Origin of the sequence: Sorangium sp. So ce296 (assembly GCF_051529605.1) — a bacterium.
Lineage (GTDB): Bacteria > Myxococcota_A > Polyangia > Polyangiales > Polyangiaceae > Sorangium > Sorangium cellulosum_D.
This window is the reverse complement of record NZ_CP150325.1, coordinates 10,157,050-10,171,607: the sequence shown is the minus strand read 5'-3', so window position 1 is coordinate 10,171,607 and position 14,558 is coordinate 10,157,050. Positions and strand designations below refer to the sequence as shown.

General features: G+C 69.7%; 10 protein-coding genes and 1 pseudogene. 7 read left to right on the top strand and 4 right to left on the bottom strand.

All coding sequences use genetic code 11. The features are described from left to right. Positions 1-451 precede the first annotated feature (451 nt). Positions 452-1,654: a C1 family peptidase gene (locus tag WME98_RS37840; protein WP_437946556.1), complete on the top strand. Its 1,203-nt coding sequence runs from the start codon at positions 452-454 to the stop codon at positions 1,652-1,654. 187 nt (positions 1,655-1,841) lie between these two features. On the opposite strand, the gene WME98_RS37835 is transcribed toward WME98_RS37840, so the two are convergent. Continuing rightward, a complete protein-coding gene (locus tag WME98_RS37835) occupies positions 1,842-2,540 on the bottom strand; it encodes a hypothetical protein (RefSeq protein WP_437946555.1) in 699 nt (232 codons plus the stop codon). A gap of 516 nt (positions 2,541-3,056) precedes the next feature. Between WME98_RS37835 and WME98_RS37830 the strand changes: the two genes are divergently transcribed. Then, positions 3,057-6,377 (top strand): beta-propeller domain-containing protein, encoded by a 3,321-nt coding sequence (locus WME98_RS37830; protein WP_437946554.1) that lies wholly within the window; start codon positions 3,057-3,059, stop codon positions 6,375-6,377. A 45-nt stretch (positions 6,378-6,422) separates the two neighbouring features. Here WME98_RS37830 and WME98_RS37825 read toward each other — a convergent pair whose 3' ends face one another. Both WME98_RS37825 and WME98_RS37820 read right to left on the bottom strand, forming a co-directional pair. After that, on the bottom strand, positions 6,423-7,340 hold the full coding sequence (locus WME98_RS37825) for a hypothetical protein (protein WP_437946553.1): 918 nt from the start codon (positions 7,338-7,340) through the stop codon (positions 6,423-6,425). Next, positions 7,340-8,125, bottom strand: a complete 786-nt coding sequence (locus WME98_RS37820; RefSeq protein WP_437946551.1) for a hypothetical protein — start codon at positions 8,123-8,125, stop codon at positions 7,340-7,342. The genes WME98_RS37825 and WME98_RS37820 overlap by 1 nt, the downstream gene beginning before the upstream one ends. A 1,098-nt stretch (positions 8,126-9,223) precedes the next feature. Here WME98_RS37820 and WME98_RS37815 point away from each other — a divergent pair. The 5 genes and pseudogenes from WME98_RS37815 (at position 9,224) to WME98_RS37795 (ending at position 13,767) form a co-directional block, all read left to right on the top strand. Then, complete coding sequence (locus WME98_RS37815; RefSeq protein ID WP_437946549.1) at positions 9,224-9,703, top strand: hypothetical protein; 480 nt, start codon at positions 9,224-9,226, stop codon at positions 9,701-9,703. A gap of 193 nt (positions 9,704-9,896) precedes the next feature. Next, positions 9,897-10,019, top strand: coding sequence for a hypothetical protein (locus WME98_RS37810; protein ID WP_267898722.1), 123 nt, complete (start codon positions 9,897-9,899; stop codon positions 10,017-10,019). 681 nt (positions 10,020-10,700) lie between these two features. Further along, positions 10,701-11,039: pseudogene (locus WME98_RS37805) on the top strand (transposase zinc-binding domain-containing protein); the annotation flags it as partial. Between the two features lie 199 nt (positions 11,040-11,238). Then, positions 11,239-11,898 (top strand): transposase, encoded by a 660-nt coding sequence (locus WME98_RS37800; protein WP_437946548.1) that lies wholly within the window; start codon positions 11,239-11,241, stop codon positions 11,896-11,898. 684 nt (positions 11,899-12,582) lie between these two features. Then, positions 12,583-13,767, top strand: a complete 1,185-nt coding sequence (locus WME98_RS37795; RefSeq protein WP_437946546.1) for a poly(ethylene terephthalate) hydrolase family protein — start codon at positions 12,583-12,585, stop codon at positions 13,765-13,767. A 25-nt stretch (positions 13,768-13,792) separates the two neighbouring features. On the opposite strand, the gene WME98_RS37790 is transcribed toward WME98_RS37795, so the two are convergent. Further along, complete coding sequence (locus WME98_RS37790) at positions 13,793-14,359, bottom strand: glycoside hydrolase family 30 beta sandwich domain-containing protein (protein ID WP_437946545.1); 567 nt, start codon at positions 14,357-14,359, stop codon at positions 13,793-13,795. Positions 14,360-14,558: the final 199 nt, after the last annotated feature.

The window sequence follows — 14,558 nt, the reverse complement described above, 5'->3', positions numbered from 1 at the left end:
CGTGCCACTGCGGACGCTCATCCAAGCTGAGCGAAAGTTGCCTCCAGCCCGCGTCCATCCCGGTCGGCGACAGCCTGTCAGCCTTCGTCCTCCCTTGCTCAACGACGTGTCTCGGACGAGAACGCGACGGGCTCGCGTGCCCGAGACGAAGGACGTCGCCCACGGCTTCCGCCCGTCGACTCGACCCCACGGCAACGGCGCGAGCAGCCTTCCACACACTTCTGCACACTTGGCGCTTGGCGCAGCCCTCGCAGACAGCCCAGCGGAATCGGCGTAACGGCGCAGGGGATGCTGGCCTGAGGCCATCCTTCGTCACGGCTTCACGACTCCGCGCCATCAGGCCTCCAGCGTTCGCGCCCGAGGCGCGCGCGCGAGTGAGGCCGTTCGAGCCCGTCTCGATGCATCGGAAGAACGTCGACACCACACGAGCCAACCACACCGGAGAACCGCCATGACGCAGAACGGCCACAGATCGCTGATATCGCAGTTGATACTCATGATGCTAGCGTCCTCTGGAGAGGCCTTGGCGGAAGACGCGCGGGGATACGTCGACCCACACGAGATGTCAGACATGCGGGTGGATCACGCGACCTATCTTCGCTGGGCGCAGCGGTACGCTGCAGCCCCCGAAGACTACGTCAGCATGGCGATAGGCTACGCCGGCCAGGCGCTCGGACCGGGTTGGCCGTTTACAACATCACCGCTGGCACCACAGCTGTCGATGCAAGATCTGCTGATGTACATGCCGTACGTAGGGACAGAGCGCGACCAGGGCAGCTGCGGGAACTGTTACGTATGGGCGATGACGGGCGCCATGGAGATAGCCAGGGCCATCCATGACAACGCCAGCCCGAACAACCGCCTATCCATCCAGTACTACAACTCATGCCATATACCCAAGGATCCGCTCGAGCCAGTGCTCCCCTGCTGCGGCGGGAACCCCGACGAGTTCGCGGACTGGTACAACGACCTCTCGGGAAGCCAAAAAGTCGCGATCCCGTGGGAGAACGCCAGGTGGGCCGACAAAGATCTGATCTGCGAGAGCCTCCATCGCACCAACATAGCGTGCGACACCCTGGACACCATGTCGGTTCGATATCCCATCAGCACCATCGGCGTTCGGCGAATCGAGACCGGGCTCCTGGATCCGGCGGTGGACCGAGGCGTGGCGATCGCAAGGATAAAGAACGCCATCGACAACAACAAACCGGTAATAACCACGATCCAGTTCAGCACCCGCGATCAGTATCGCAAATTCGTGTACTGGTGGAACTACAAGAGCGAGTCGGACGTCTTGGACCTGGACACAGAGTACTCCTGCGAAGTGGCGGAGACCGAGGTCCCCTTCGGGCACACGATGCTGACCGTCGGGTACGGCCACGATGCTCGCGGCGGCTACTGGAACGTGCTGAACAGCTTTGGCACGACCCCCGATCGACCGAACGGCACGCTGCGACTGAGGATGAACATGGATTATCAATGCAAGATGCTGAACAGGGGCGGTCGGGAGTTCATGACATTGGACGTCCAGTTCGGCGACAGCCCTCCCAGCAAGAATTTCCTGATGTCGCTGCCGACAGACATCGGCGCGAACCGGCGACTCGAGCCGGAGCACGTCAGCCGTGAGCCCGGCCGTCTAGCCCTGTGGGATTGAGGCTCGCTCGTCATGCAGGTTCGGTCGCTCTCGTCGTAGAGGCCCGGCGGGCTCCGACCCGCCGGGCCTGCGGCTCACGCCTGCGCGGCGCTCGGCGGCTCCTGCGCGGCCGTCACGAGGCGGCCGTCCGCCGCGGCTCGAGTCGCTGTCCGCCGACTCCTACGGCGAAGGCGACGTCCATGGCTCTTCAGTGCTGGAGGGCACAGGCGGACTCGAGAAAGCGCTTGTAGTGCTCCCCATACTTCTCGCGCAGATCGGGGCACTTTTCGATGACATACTGTTCGAACCGATCTCGACATGCCTGCGCCGCGACGACGTCGCACATCGTAGGAAAAGCCGGCCGCTCCCCGAACCCGGCACCACAGAACATCTTCGCAGCGACGGCACCCGCGTCCTGGCCGCTCCGCGTGCACTCGCCCACCGCCGCGAATTCGGCGTCCTCGGATCCGCCGCCGACACACTGGTTCCGGACCTTGTCGATCGTCTCGAAAATCGCGTCGCGCGTGCCCTTGGCCTCGCAGGGATCCTGGATGCTCAGGTGCGCCGCCATGTCGTGCATGCTGTCAGAGAACGCCTCGTACGCGCGACAACCGTACGCTGTCTTGAATAGATCCTCCAAGTACCGCAGCTGCTTGTTCTTCGCAGCTTCGTAGTTCCGCCTCCCAGCCCCGACATCGCAGCTCGTCGCCTGCGCGAGCGCCGCGCTCGTCGCGAGCGCCAGCGCCAGCGCTGCGCCGAGGCCTGCCATGGCGATCTTGGCACCTTTCATGTTCCCCCCTCCGATGCTGAAGAAGAGACCGGCGCCCTGCCGCCCCTCCTGCAACACGCGGATCGCATAGGACGGATCCGAGGCGGGTGCCAGCCCGCAAATGCGCGTCGGACACATCTTCGGTCGTCGATGCGGCGCTTCCTGGAAGCGCTTCGATGCGGCGCACCGCAGCGCTTCCAGGAAGCGCCGCGCCGCGCGAGTCTCGACCGTCCCGCCGGACCCGGCCCCGTGTGAGCACGAGGCCCCTCATGTGAGACGCCCGGCGCTCCGCTCCGCCGAGATCCGCACGAACGTACGCCCCTCGCCGTCCCGCGTCACGGGGAGATCCGCTCTTGCCTCCGTCGCGTCACCGCATTCCGCGTTGAGGATGTCATCCAGAACGTGGATAATCCGCGCAATGCAATTTCACGGCTCATGGTAGCGCGCGGCCACGGACGCCAGGGAGATCGCAGGCCGCGCCGTGCCGGACGCGCCTCGATCGCTCGCCGGGGAACCGAGGTTCCGTCGACCTCGGACCGGGACGTTCAGACCGCGGCTCGGCCGTGGAGGACACATCGATGTGCGCAGGCTCCGTACCTCGCGCGAGGTACTAGGGAGGAGTAGGCAGTGGCGAAGAGAGCTCGATTCAGAGGCGTGCTGTCAGCGCAGGCCAGGGTGATGGCCGCGTTCCTCTTGCTGTACGGACAGGGATGCGGGGGCGACGAGAACAAGCCCGATCCGCAGGAGCAGATTCCGCCGGAAGAAGAAGAGAACGAGAACCCGCCGCCCGAGGAGGAAGAGCCCGAGCCTCCCGAGGAGGAGGAGCCCGAAGAGGAAGAGCCCGAAGAGGAAGAGCCCGCTACCCCAGAGGGACCCACCGAGTTCGTCTCGGCCGACGATCCCTTCACCGAAGGCTACCTCGGCGAGGAAGAGGAAGAAGAGGAGGAGGAAGAGGAGGAAGAAGAGGAGGAGGAAGAGAGCCGAGAGATCGAGGAAGGCGACATCTACCGCGTCCTCGGCGGCGGGCAGCTCCTCAACCTCAACCCCTACCGCGGCCTCCAGGTCATCGACATCCAGGACCCGTCGAACCCGAAGTTCCTCGGCCAGCTCCAGGTCGCCGGCACCCCGGTCGAGATGTACGTCGTCGGCGATCGCGCGGCCGTGCTCCTCAACGACTGGGCCGGCTACCAGCTCAAGGCCGACGGCTTGACCGTGGAGCGGCGGACCGGCGGGACGGTCCTGTTCATCGACATCGCCGACCGCACCGCGCCCAAGATCCTGTCTCAGTACCCGGTCGCGGGCCGCATCATGACGAGCCGCCTCGCGCGCGGCACGAGCAAGACCTCGCTCTACATCGCCTCGAACGGCTCGGAGCTCGAGGAGTTCGCCCCAGGCCAGTTCCACTGGGTCAACAAGACCTTGGTCAGGAGCTTCGATGTCGGCACCGCCGCGCTGACCGAGCGCCCCGGGCTCGAGCTCGACGACGCCGTGACCGCCATCCACGCCGAGGCGGACGTGCTCCTCGTCGCGCGCAACCGCTTCAGCTGGTCGGAGGAGCCCAGCACGATCTCGGTCATCGACATCTCGAACACCGATGGATCCATGGTGGAGCGCGGCAGCGTCACCGCGAAGAGCTTCGTGCGCTCGCAGTTCCACATGGACTTCCGCGACGACATGCTGCGCGTCTTCTCCGGCCCGCGGTGGGCGAGCGGGGCGCCCAGCTACCTCGAGACGTGGAACGCCGCCGACCGCGACGACATCACGCCGATCGACAGCGAGGACTTCGGCGCCGAGCAGTCGCTCTACGGCGCCATCTTCATGGACGACAGGGCGTTCGCGGTCACCTACCGGCGGCAGGATCCGTTCCACGCCTTCTCCATCGATCCGGCCGGGAACGTCACCGAGGAGAGCGAGTTCGTCGTGTCCGGGTGGAACGACTTCTTCCGCCCCGTCCTCGGCGCGACGCGCCTGATCGGCATCGGCGTGAACGACGCGAACGGCCGCCGCCTCGCCGCCAGCCTCTACGACATCACCGACCTGACCAGCGCGGATCCCCTCGTGGCGCGGGCCGAGGTCGACAGCGCCGCCGACGGCTGGAGCTGGTCGGAGGCCAACTGGGATCACCGCGCGTTCACCGTGCTCGACGACGCCGTCGAGGCCGTGGCGCCGACCGGAGAGCCGGAGACGGGCCTCGTGCTGCTCCCGTTCTCCGCGAGCAGGGTCGTGGACAACTACCGGCGCCCGTTCTCGGGGGTGCAGATCTTCACCTTCTCGGACACGACGCTGACCCGCCGCGGCCTGATGGAACACGGGACCCCCGTGCGCCGCACGTTCCGCGCCGAGGACATCGCCACGGCGAACGTGTCCGACGAGCACCTCTCCCTCTACGCGCAGGGCGATCTCGACGCCCCGACCAAGCTCGGGCAGCTCGAGCTCGCGCCGGATTACCAGAAGGTCTTCGCGTTCGGCAGCCACCGCGTGCGCGTGAAGCTGCCCTACGACACCTACTGGATGCCGTACGAGAACCGGAAGCTGAAGGCGGAGGTCGTCCCGACCGACGGGGTGACGCAGCTCGAGCAGCCGGTGGCCACCTTCGATCTGCCGCTCGACGCGCAGCTCCACCAGGTGGGCGATCTGCTCGTGTCGCTGACCACCACGTTCGAGAACTGGGTGGGCAAGGTCGTCCATCTCCAGGTGATCGACCTGTCCGATCCGACCGCGCCGCGTCTGGCGGGCACGCTCGACACGGGCGATCTCCCCTCGATCGGCGGCTACTACGGCGGGGGGAGCTCGTTCCCGACCGTGCACGCCGGGCGCGACGCCCTCGCCTTCCTGCGCGTCATCGGCCACATCGAGGATCTCGGGGTCGGCTGGACGTGCCGGACGAACGCCATCCAGACCCCGACCTGCTTCGGGCAGGAGGGCTGCACGTACATGGCCGGCGATCGGCAGTGCCGCAAGATCGGCAACGACGAGTACTGCAACGGCGGGTTCGCCGAGTGCACGGACCACGTCGGCGCCGACACGACCTGCACGCCCGTCGAGGTCGACAGGAACGACATTCCGGGGGTCACCTCGACCTACTGCTACGAATACGTGCCGCGCCGCAGCTGGGCTCAGATCGAGATCAGCGTTGTCGACCTGTCCGATCCGGACAGCCCGGCCGTGAGGCCCGCCGTCACGCTGCCGGACGACAGCGAGACCGTGAACGTCCTCAACGACGACGGGGAGCTCTACTTCAACATCAAGCGCTCGATCGGCGCGCCGGACGATCCGCGCCCGCACACGCAGTACTTCCTCACGCACCTCGACCTGTCCAACCCGGCGCAGCCCGCGCTCGATCCGGGGATCAACGTGCCCGGCGAGATCATCTCGATCCAGGGCACGTCGATCTACGCGCGGGACAAGGTGTGGGGCCAGCAGTACATCGAGACGGCGCTCGCGCGGCTCAAGCTGCACGAGGGGCTCGCGTACCTCCAGGAGTACCAGCAGTTCCCGAACCGCCGGGTCAACGCGATCTCCATCGACGGCCGCGGGCTGCCGGTGCTGAGCCACAGCCTGATCTGGCAGCCGGTCTACGGGATTTACTACGGCTGGGATCCCAACCAGAAGCTGACCACGCTGTCGCCCCTCGCCGCCGAGGAGGAGCCGCCGCCGCCCGAGAACGAGAACGAGAACGAGAACGAGAACCCGACGGTCCCCGAGTTCGACCAGCTCTCCACGGTCCGCCTCGCGTCGTGGGCGTCGCTGCGCCACACCACCGACATGCGCGCGCTCTTCGAGGTGCCCGGCGGCGTGCTGGTCATCTCCCTCGAGCAGCCCGAGGCGCCGAAGGCGCAGGCGTTCTTCCAGACCTGGGGCTGGCCCGAGAAGTTCGTGGCGAGCGGTGAGGAGGTCCTCTTCGCCGCCGGCCGCTTCGGGATTCACCAGCTCGACCGCGACACCGTCAACCTCGTCCCCTACCTCGGCGAGTAGCCGAGCGCGGCTAGAGCCGGCCCGGGCGATCCCGCCGGGCCGGCTTCAGAACCCGATCATCAGGAGGTGCGCGCGCACCTCGGCGCCGACGCGGAGATCGGCGATCTCGGCGGCGAGCGGATCGCCGCCGTCGCCCGCGCCGAGGCGCGCGATCAGGCGCGCCTCGGCGCCCATCCCGTACCAGCCGTCGAAGAGGTGCGCGCCCGCGCCGAGGTGGGCCCCGAGCAGGGCATCGGGCGTCCTCGCGAGCTTCGTGACCGGCGCCCAGACGTCGAGCCCCGCGCGCGCGAAGCCGTGAGAGCCCGTGAGGCTGCCCTTGCCCGAGACGAACGAGTAGGTCGCCGCGGGATGAACGCCCAGGGTCGCGAAGTCGAGGGCGCCGTGGGCCATCCGCAGGATCGAGGGATCGAGCGCGAGCCCCCACCGCCGGCCGAGCCGCACGCGCACGTCCGGACAAACGCCGAGGTGGGCCGGTCTCCCCCGGCCGGTCCACACGCCGACGCACACACCGAGGACGCCGAGCTCGACGCGGGGGAACGTGACCGGCCTCGGCGCGACCCACCGGGTCACGGGTGAGGGGGTCTGCAGATAGGGGTCGGGCTTCGCGCGCTCCTCGGCGAGGAAGCTCGCCTCGAGCTGCGCGCGCACCCGGGCCTCGGCTTCGAGGCGAAGGCGCGCCTCCCATCGGTAATACGCCTCCCATTCGAGGCGCGCCTGCGCCTCGAGGCGGGCGCGGGCCTCGGCCTCGGCGCGGGCCTGGGCCTCCAGATCCACGGCAGGCGGCTGCACCCGCACGGGGGGCGGCTCGATCCGCACGGTGCCGCCGATGCACCAGGGCGGGACGCAGGGGTTCGACTGGGCCGCGGCCGCCTGCGCCCAGGCGAGGGCGCAGAGCGCGAGCGCGAGCGCGGCGAAGCGGACCATCGCGGGGCGGAGGCGGAGGAGAGGGCTGCGCGGGCGCATCAGAACCCCACGCTCGGGCCGAACAGGAGCTCCACGCCGGCGTGCGGCCCTCTCATGGCGGAGATCGCGCCGCCGAGGCCGCCGCGGACGAGCCCGCGCCCTTCCAGGAACCACCCCACGAACCCGCCGCGCCCGATGCGCGCGGCGCGGAACTGGAACCCGAGGCCGACGTGCCCGCCGAGCATCACCTCCGGCGGCCGCGCGCCGTCGTCGAACGGGAGCGTCACCTCGAGCCCGGAGCGCAGGTAGAGGTCGATGCGGTCTCGCCGGCCCCAGAGGAAGACCGCCGAGGGCTCGAGCGTCACGGCGCCGACGCGGGCGACCCCGGCGGCGTCGAGCGAGGCGTACGCGGCCGCGATCTCGACCGCGAGCGGCTCGCCCGGGCGCAGGCGCGCGCCCAGGCCGACCCCCTCCTGCGCATACGCGTCCTTGCCGAACGTGGCGAGCATCCGCCCGGCGGCGGACACCTCGAGCAGGGGCAGCCGGATCCGTACGGGGTTGGGCTCTCGCTCCACCCCGCGCTCGATCCAGGCGCGACGGCGCTCATCGTGGACCTGCTGCGCCGCGGTCGCGCGCGCCTGCGGCTCGAGCCGCGGGCGCGCTTCGGCTTCGAGCCGAGCGCGCGTCGCGAGCTCGACCTCCGGCGTGAGCGGCGGGGGCCGCGCGGGCGCAGCCGGCGCGGGCGGCGGGCACGTTCCTGGAAAGCAAGGGAGCTGCGCGCGCAGGGCGCGCGGCGCGAGCAGGACCGACACGAGCGCGAGCGAGGCAAGGGGACGGGGGACCATGGGCACGCGAGCTCGACGCCTCGGCCGGGCGGACGTCGACGGTGGCTCACGCCGGGCCGTGGGTTCGGAGAGGAACACCCATGTTCGACGATGCACGAGCGCAGATTCAAGCGCGCGTGGAGGGCGCGAGCAGCAACGCGACGATCGCCGGGGGCGCGGGGCCGGGCGAGGGCGCCCTGCGGCGCGAGGGAGGCGGAGGGATCCGGTTTCGCGGAGCGCCGGACAACGCTATGGAGGAGCCCCATGGTCGAGCAAAACACAGCGGAAAACGGGGATGGGCGGCCGGAACGCGCGGAGCCCGTCGCGGAGCGCGCGCCGGACCAGGAGGCCCGCGAGGCCGCCGGAAGGGCGGCGGAGGGCGGCGGGGAGGCCTCTCCCGATGGCGCGGCGGCATCTACGACGGCGGCCGCTGCCGCAGAGTCCGCCGGCACGTCGCCTGCCGCCGCAGAGTCCGCCGGCATGGCGCCCGCCGCTGCAGAGTCCGCGGGCGCGGCGCCCGCCGCTGCCGCGCCCGCTCGCACGCGCCCGCCGCGGGTCATCGACATGCGCCGGCCGCGCACACCGGCGCCCGCGCAGGAGCCGCCGCCGCGGCGCTCGGCACGCGCGGGGGAACGCGGACCGGACGAGCGTGGGGCCCGCGAGCGCGGGTCGACAGAGCGCGGGGCGCGCGACGGCGGCGCGGCCGAGCGCGGCGCGCGGGACCGCAGTGCGGCCGAGCGCGGGGCGCGCGACGGCGGCGCGGCCGAGCGCGGGGCGCCGGACAGGACCAAGGCGCCGCGGGAGGGGGCGCCCCACCGCGGACCGTCAGGCGCCGACCGCGTCGGCGGCGCTGCCCACACGCGCGCGCCCGCGCCCGGCGCCGCGCCGGGTGCGGCCAAGCGGGAGCGCCGCGCGGCCGCCGCAGCGGATCCTGCGCCGAGCGGCGCTGGCAAGGCGGAGCCCGCCGCGGCGAAGCGCGCGGCGGCCGGCCAGGGGCCCGAGGCTCCCCGCAAGGCGGCCCGGCAGCCCCAGCGCGCCGAGGCCCACAAGGCGGCCCCGGCCCCGCCGCCGGCACCGGAAACGGCGGCGCCCTCCGAACCGCGCCGGGAGGCCGGGTGGGTGCCTCCTCCTCCCAGCCCCGCGTTCCCGAAGAAGAAGAAGCCGGCGATCACCGCCAAGGAGGCGATGAAGGCCAAGGTGCAGGCGCGGGCCGGCAAGAAGGCGGCGAAACCCGCGCCGAGCCCGGCAGCGGAGCGCGCGACGGACCAGGCCACGGAGGCCGCCCGCGAGGAGCCCAGGGCGTCCGCTGCGAAGCCCCGCGACACCGCCGCGGCGAAGCCTCACGACAACGGCGCGGCGAAGCCTCGCGACAACGGCGCGGCGAAGCCCCGCGACAACGGCGCAGCCAAGCCCCGCGACAACGGCGCAGCCAAGCCCCGCAACAACGGCACAGCCAAGCCCCGCGATGGCGCCGAGGCGAAGCCCCGCGACGCCGCGCCCAAGTCGGCACGCCGCGACCAGGCGGCAACGCCGGAAGCGCCGGCCAAGAAGCCCGGGCTGCTCCGGCGGCTGCTCAACCTGTTCCGGCGATCCGGCTAGCTCCGCGGGTAAGAAATCCCGCCAGGATTCCGCTGCGGGGGCGAACCGTCGCGGACCGTCGCTTTCTTCGGGATTTCAGGGGGGCGTGACGACGGATCGCTCGCCCTCGGGAGGGATGGACCCAACCCCGGCCCAACCGCCGAGCCCTGGGCTCGGAGAACTCGCGACGGTCGATCCATCGCCTCGAGCCGCCGTGGTTGCGTCGCTCGCCGCCACCCTGAGCCGAGCCGTCGCCCTCGGGGATGACGTGGCGGCCCGGGTCGTGCACGAGGCGATCGGTCAGCTGCTCGGGCTGCCGGTGGCACCGAAGCGGTGAGCAAGCTTGGGCCGAACGTCGAGCCCGCCGCTCGCGTCGACTCGCTGCCGGAGCCTTGCCGCTCGCCAGTGCCCGCAGGCTCACCTGGGATCGCCCGCACGCGGCGGTTGCGTGCCGAAGCGCCCCGGAGGCATCCGGAAAGTGATGCCGGCAAGCAGCAGGCCTGTGCCGGGAGGCAAGCGCGGCGGCGTGCGCAGGCGACGACCCTCTCGCCGCGTTGCTGCATGGCGACGCCATGGCGGAACTGCGGACGCCACGGGGAGCGGTGGGAAAACGAGTGGCGAAGCGGCTCCTGCATGCTGGCGCGGAGGCGGCACGCGCACCATGCGCCTCGGCGCCAGAGCGCAGATTCAAGCACGAGCCTGACACGGCTCATCCATGGTCCCGATGAGAGGCATGACCATCACCTGCTCGGTGATCGGGATCATCGGCGTGGACAGCTCCGCTAGCCGGCTCTGCTGCACCCGGATGATCTCCTCCTGCAACGCTGCGCGCTCGCGCTCTCGCGTTCTCGCGCGCCGACATATCGAGCGCGAGGCGGGTGCTCGGCGAGCGCCTCCGCCGCCGCGGCAGCGAGCGTCGCGGCCCGCCGCCCCCCGGCCCGCCGCTCCGCCATGGCGCCGCCATGGGCGATAGCCCGGCGGGTTGTCGAAATTCGCGGCGAAAACGCGCCCTCACCGCGTGGCGTGCGGCGTGCGGTGTCGGCGCCGTGTGGCCAGCGCGGCTCGCACCACGGGCGTCGTCTACGAGCGCCGTCGCCCCGAGAAGACGACGCTCTACGAGATCGTGCGCGACAACGTGGAGACGCTGTACGGGGCCATCGACGACGGCGCCATCGCGGTCCGGATACCCAAGCACGCGAAGAAGGAGATCGAAGCCTACCTCGACTGCGGGCTGCTCTGCCGCGGGTTCGCGCGGCTCCGGTGCGAGCGCTGCGAAGAGAGTCGGCTGGTGGCCTTCAGCTGTAAAGGACGCGGTTTCTGCCCGTCGTGTCTGGGCCGACGCATGTGTTCCACGGCGGCGAACCTGATCGAGGACATCCTGCCCGAGGTGGCGCACCGTCCGTGGGTGTTGACGTTTCCGTTTCCGTGGCGGCGCAGGCTCGCCCAGGACGGGGCGTTGTTCGGCGTGCTGACCCGCCTCTTCGTCGAGAGCGTGGAGCGGTTCTACGAAAAACGCGCCGCGCCGAGGCGCGTGCGGCGCGGTCAAGAGCGGCGCGGTGACCGCCGTGCAACGCACGTCCGGCGACATGCGGCTCAATCCGCATCTGCACGTGGTCTTCCTCGACGGGGCTTATCACGAAGACGGCACCGAGCTCGTGTGGAACGAACTCGGTCACCTGCGACCCCCGATCGCAAAGGAGCGCGTCGAGCCGCAGCAGGACGGCCTGGTGCGGCTGTCGCGGAGGCGCGCCTTCGCTGACGGGACTGTCGCGGTGGACACGGATCCGCTCTCGCTCCCGTGCCGCCTCGCGGCCAGCGTCCCGCCGCCGCGCTTTCACACCGTCAAGTACGCTGGCGTGCTCGCCTCGGCAAGTCGCCCACGTTGGCGCGCAAGCGCATCGGACCGCGCCCTGCGAAGCCAGAAGAGCCTACGAAGGCGGACGAAGACGCCGCTTCGAAACGCAAGCGTGGCGGCTATCGGGCGGTCGACAAACCGCGCCGAGCTCTTGCGCCGCACATTTGCGATCGACGTCCTCGAGTGCCCAGCTTGCAAGGGGCGGATGAAGCTCGTCGCCATGGTGACCGAGCCAAGGAACATCGCCCGCTTCCTCTCCGCGCTCGGCGAGCCGACCGATGTTCCAGCACGCTCTCCCAGCGTCCACGCGGCGGCCGCCGTACTGGAAGAGCACCGTTCTGCGCCGCAAGGCGCCCGGTGACGCCGCATAGCGTCTCGAGACGCGCCTCCCGGGCCAGACCAACGCCCGGACGGACACGTGTGCCCACGGCACGCCGATGCGCCCCTTAGCGCGCTCGGCGCCGCCCGGACCACGCTCTTTCGACCCAGGACCGAGCCATCACGACGCTCGCGGTCCCACCCTTTCGGTTTGCTGCGCTACACTTCTTCGCGCTGCGATCCGGCTTCTTTTACCTACGCGCCGGTCTGTTCGCCGAGCCGCTGGAGTGCCGCGCGCGGCACCCGGCGGACCCCGCGAGACGAAACTGAAAGGGGAGGGACGCTGCTCGACGACGTGGCCGGGGGGAGGTCTGCCCTGAGGTGCGTGCGCCGGCCATCACGATGCGCCACGAACCGCGACGGCGGACGTTTGGACGAGCTCAGTAGTGTACAGCTATACGGTAGAATGCCTTCCGCTTGGTGCCAGTAGTGTACAGCTATACGGTAGGATGCCGTCCGCTTGGTGCGACGTCGCGGTAATCGCAGGCGTTTCACGAGTGGAAGGCCTGTCTGATCGCATAAGGCCCGTTCTGTCGATAAGCTCGTACAGTCGGACTGCACGAGCCAGGAACGGCTCCGAGAATCTTGACTTTGCGGAACGCGTTTGCTTGTCCTATCCGCCAAAGCGCTTGACGACGCTGAGCGGCTGGGCGAGGACAGAGTCACCATGAGGCGTTGGCTACTGGCTTTGGGCGTGTGCGTTTCCACCGCGGCGTGTGGTAACGGATCGAATGGGGACGCTGCCGCGAGCGGGGGCGCGGTCGGCACGGACAGCGGTGGGACGGGCAGCGGGGGCACGGCCTCCGGTGGTGCGACGGGCTCTGGGGGAACGGCCGAAAGCGGCGGCGCATCCAGTGGTGGGGCTGGCGGCTCGGCGTCGGGCGGCTCGAGTGGGGCCACGGGTGGCGCGGCTTCGGGCGGGCAATCGGGCAGCGGCGGCCAAGGAAATGCCGGAAGCGGCGGCACGACCGGTAGCGGCGGCTCGGTCGGTAGCTGCGTCGGCGACCCGTTCGCCACGGCCGATCCTACCAAGACGGGCCCCTTCTCGGTCACCGCAGACAAGAACGTCGGCCCCCTCGCCGGCGTCGTTCCCGATCCGATCTATGGGGACGAGCAACAGCGCTTCAACGTGTACCGCCCGAGCAATATCGCAACCAGCGGCCACTGCCATCCGATCCTGATCTGGGCCAATGGCTACCGGGACAATCCGGAGCAGAAACCGCCGAAATGCGTCGTCAACGCCGGCAGCAATCAGTGGTGCGGACAATACGGACCGATCGTCAACCATCTCGCGTCCCACGGTTTCGTCGTGGTGGCTTCTCTCAGCACCGCGACCGCCGAAGGCGATCCTCTTCCCACGACCGCGGGCCTCGATTGGATCTTGGAACAAGCCGAGGATGCGAGCAGCCCGTACTATCACGCCCTCGACACCACGAAGATCGGCCAGCTTGGCCATTCCTATGGGGGCATGTCGACTTGCATGACGGCCTCCGATCCCCGTTTCTCGGCCCTCGGCACGATTTGCGGCACCAGGGCCCTCGAGGGAGTGCACACCCCCATGTTGTTCTTCTGCGGGGGGAAAGACTCCACGGTGAAATGCAGCGGGGTCCACGATGTCTTCAAGACGGTCACCGATCAGCCCGCGTTTTTCCTCAACGAGCTCAACGCGGATCACGGTAGCTGGGTCTATCAGGGCGCAAATGGCGTGTCCCTGTCGTCGGCCGCGGCCTGGTTCCGCGTTCATCTGATGGATGACACAGCGAACAGGAACTTCTTCTACGGCGACAACTGCAAGTTCTGCACCGATGGCCGCGTGCAAGCAGAGCAGAACGCCCTGATGAAGGTCCCCTGAGCGACGGGGCCGATCTGGCTAGGCTTCACTGACTCACGAACGTCGTCACGCTCATGGCTTCGAGGGCCATCGGGAGCGTGGCGTCCGTTACGGTGACGGGAGTTCCTTCGGCCCAGTTCTTCGAAGCGGCGGTCACGAAGGGGACCATCGCGCTTGGCGCGGTGCCGCCCGCGAAGGCGAGGGGAACGGTCTGGGCGGAGGTTGTCTCGTTGATGGCGACGACGACGACTTTGCCGCTGTCGTTTGTGTAGGCGCTGACGAGGACCTTTTCCGGGAAGACGCCGGTGACGGCGACGCGGTGGTAGCCGGGGCGAATGTAGCGGGTGAAGTTTCCGAACGTGTAGTAGCGCTTGGTGGTGACGCTGCCTGACTGCTGAATCAAGCCTTCGTTCGTGGTGTTGCCCGAGTACCACCACCAGAGCCAGGCGTTGGCATCGCCGACCACGAGCGCGCTGTGCACCCAACGGGCGATGGCCACGCGCGTGGCGGCTATCGGGCGATCGACAAACCGCGCCGAGCTCTTGCGCCGCACATTTGCGATCGACGTCCTCGAGTGCCCAGCTTGCAAGGGGCGGATGAAGCTCGTCGCCATGGTGACCGAGCCAAGTGTTACCGAGCCGACTGGCTAGTGTCACTGCGCTCCGCCTGGAGGATGGCCATCTCGCGGCCGCTCGGCAGGGTCTCATCTGCGCCGAGGGCCATCGCGGGCGTTGCCCCGACGCCGCTCGTTGCGATGGGCATCCTGCCGGCCACCGCCCCTTGCGGCGAGGCGATGGCCATCGTGGACCTGA

Excerpts from the sequence above, each read along its gene's own strand:
- WME98_RS37840 (WP_437946556.1), top strand. The coding sequence starts at position 452 with ATGACGCAGAACGGCCACAGATCGCTGATATCGCAGTTGATACTCATG.
- WME98_RS37835 (WP_437946555.1), bottom strand. The coding sequence starts at position 2,540 with ATGTGTCCGACGCGCATTTGCGGGCTGGCACCCGCCTCGGATCCGTCC.
- WME98_RS37825 (WP_437946553.1), bottom strand. The coding sequence starts at position 7,340 with ATGCGCCCGCGCAGCCCTCTCCTCCGCCTCCGCCCCGCGATGGTCCGC.
- WME98_RS37820 (WP_437946551.1), bottom strand. The coding sequence starts at position 8,125 with ATGGTCCCCCGTCCCCTTGCCTCGCTCGCGCTCGTGTCGGTCCTGCTC.
- WME98_RS37795 (WP_437946546.1), top strand. The coding sequence starts at position 12,583 with ATGAGGCGTTGGCTACTGGCTTTGGGCGTGTGCGTTTCCACCGCGGCG.
- WME98_RS37790 (WP_437946545.1), bottom strand. The coding sequence starts at position 14,359 with ATGGCGACGAGCTTCATCCGCCCCTTGCAAGCTGGGCACTCGAGGACG.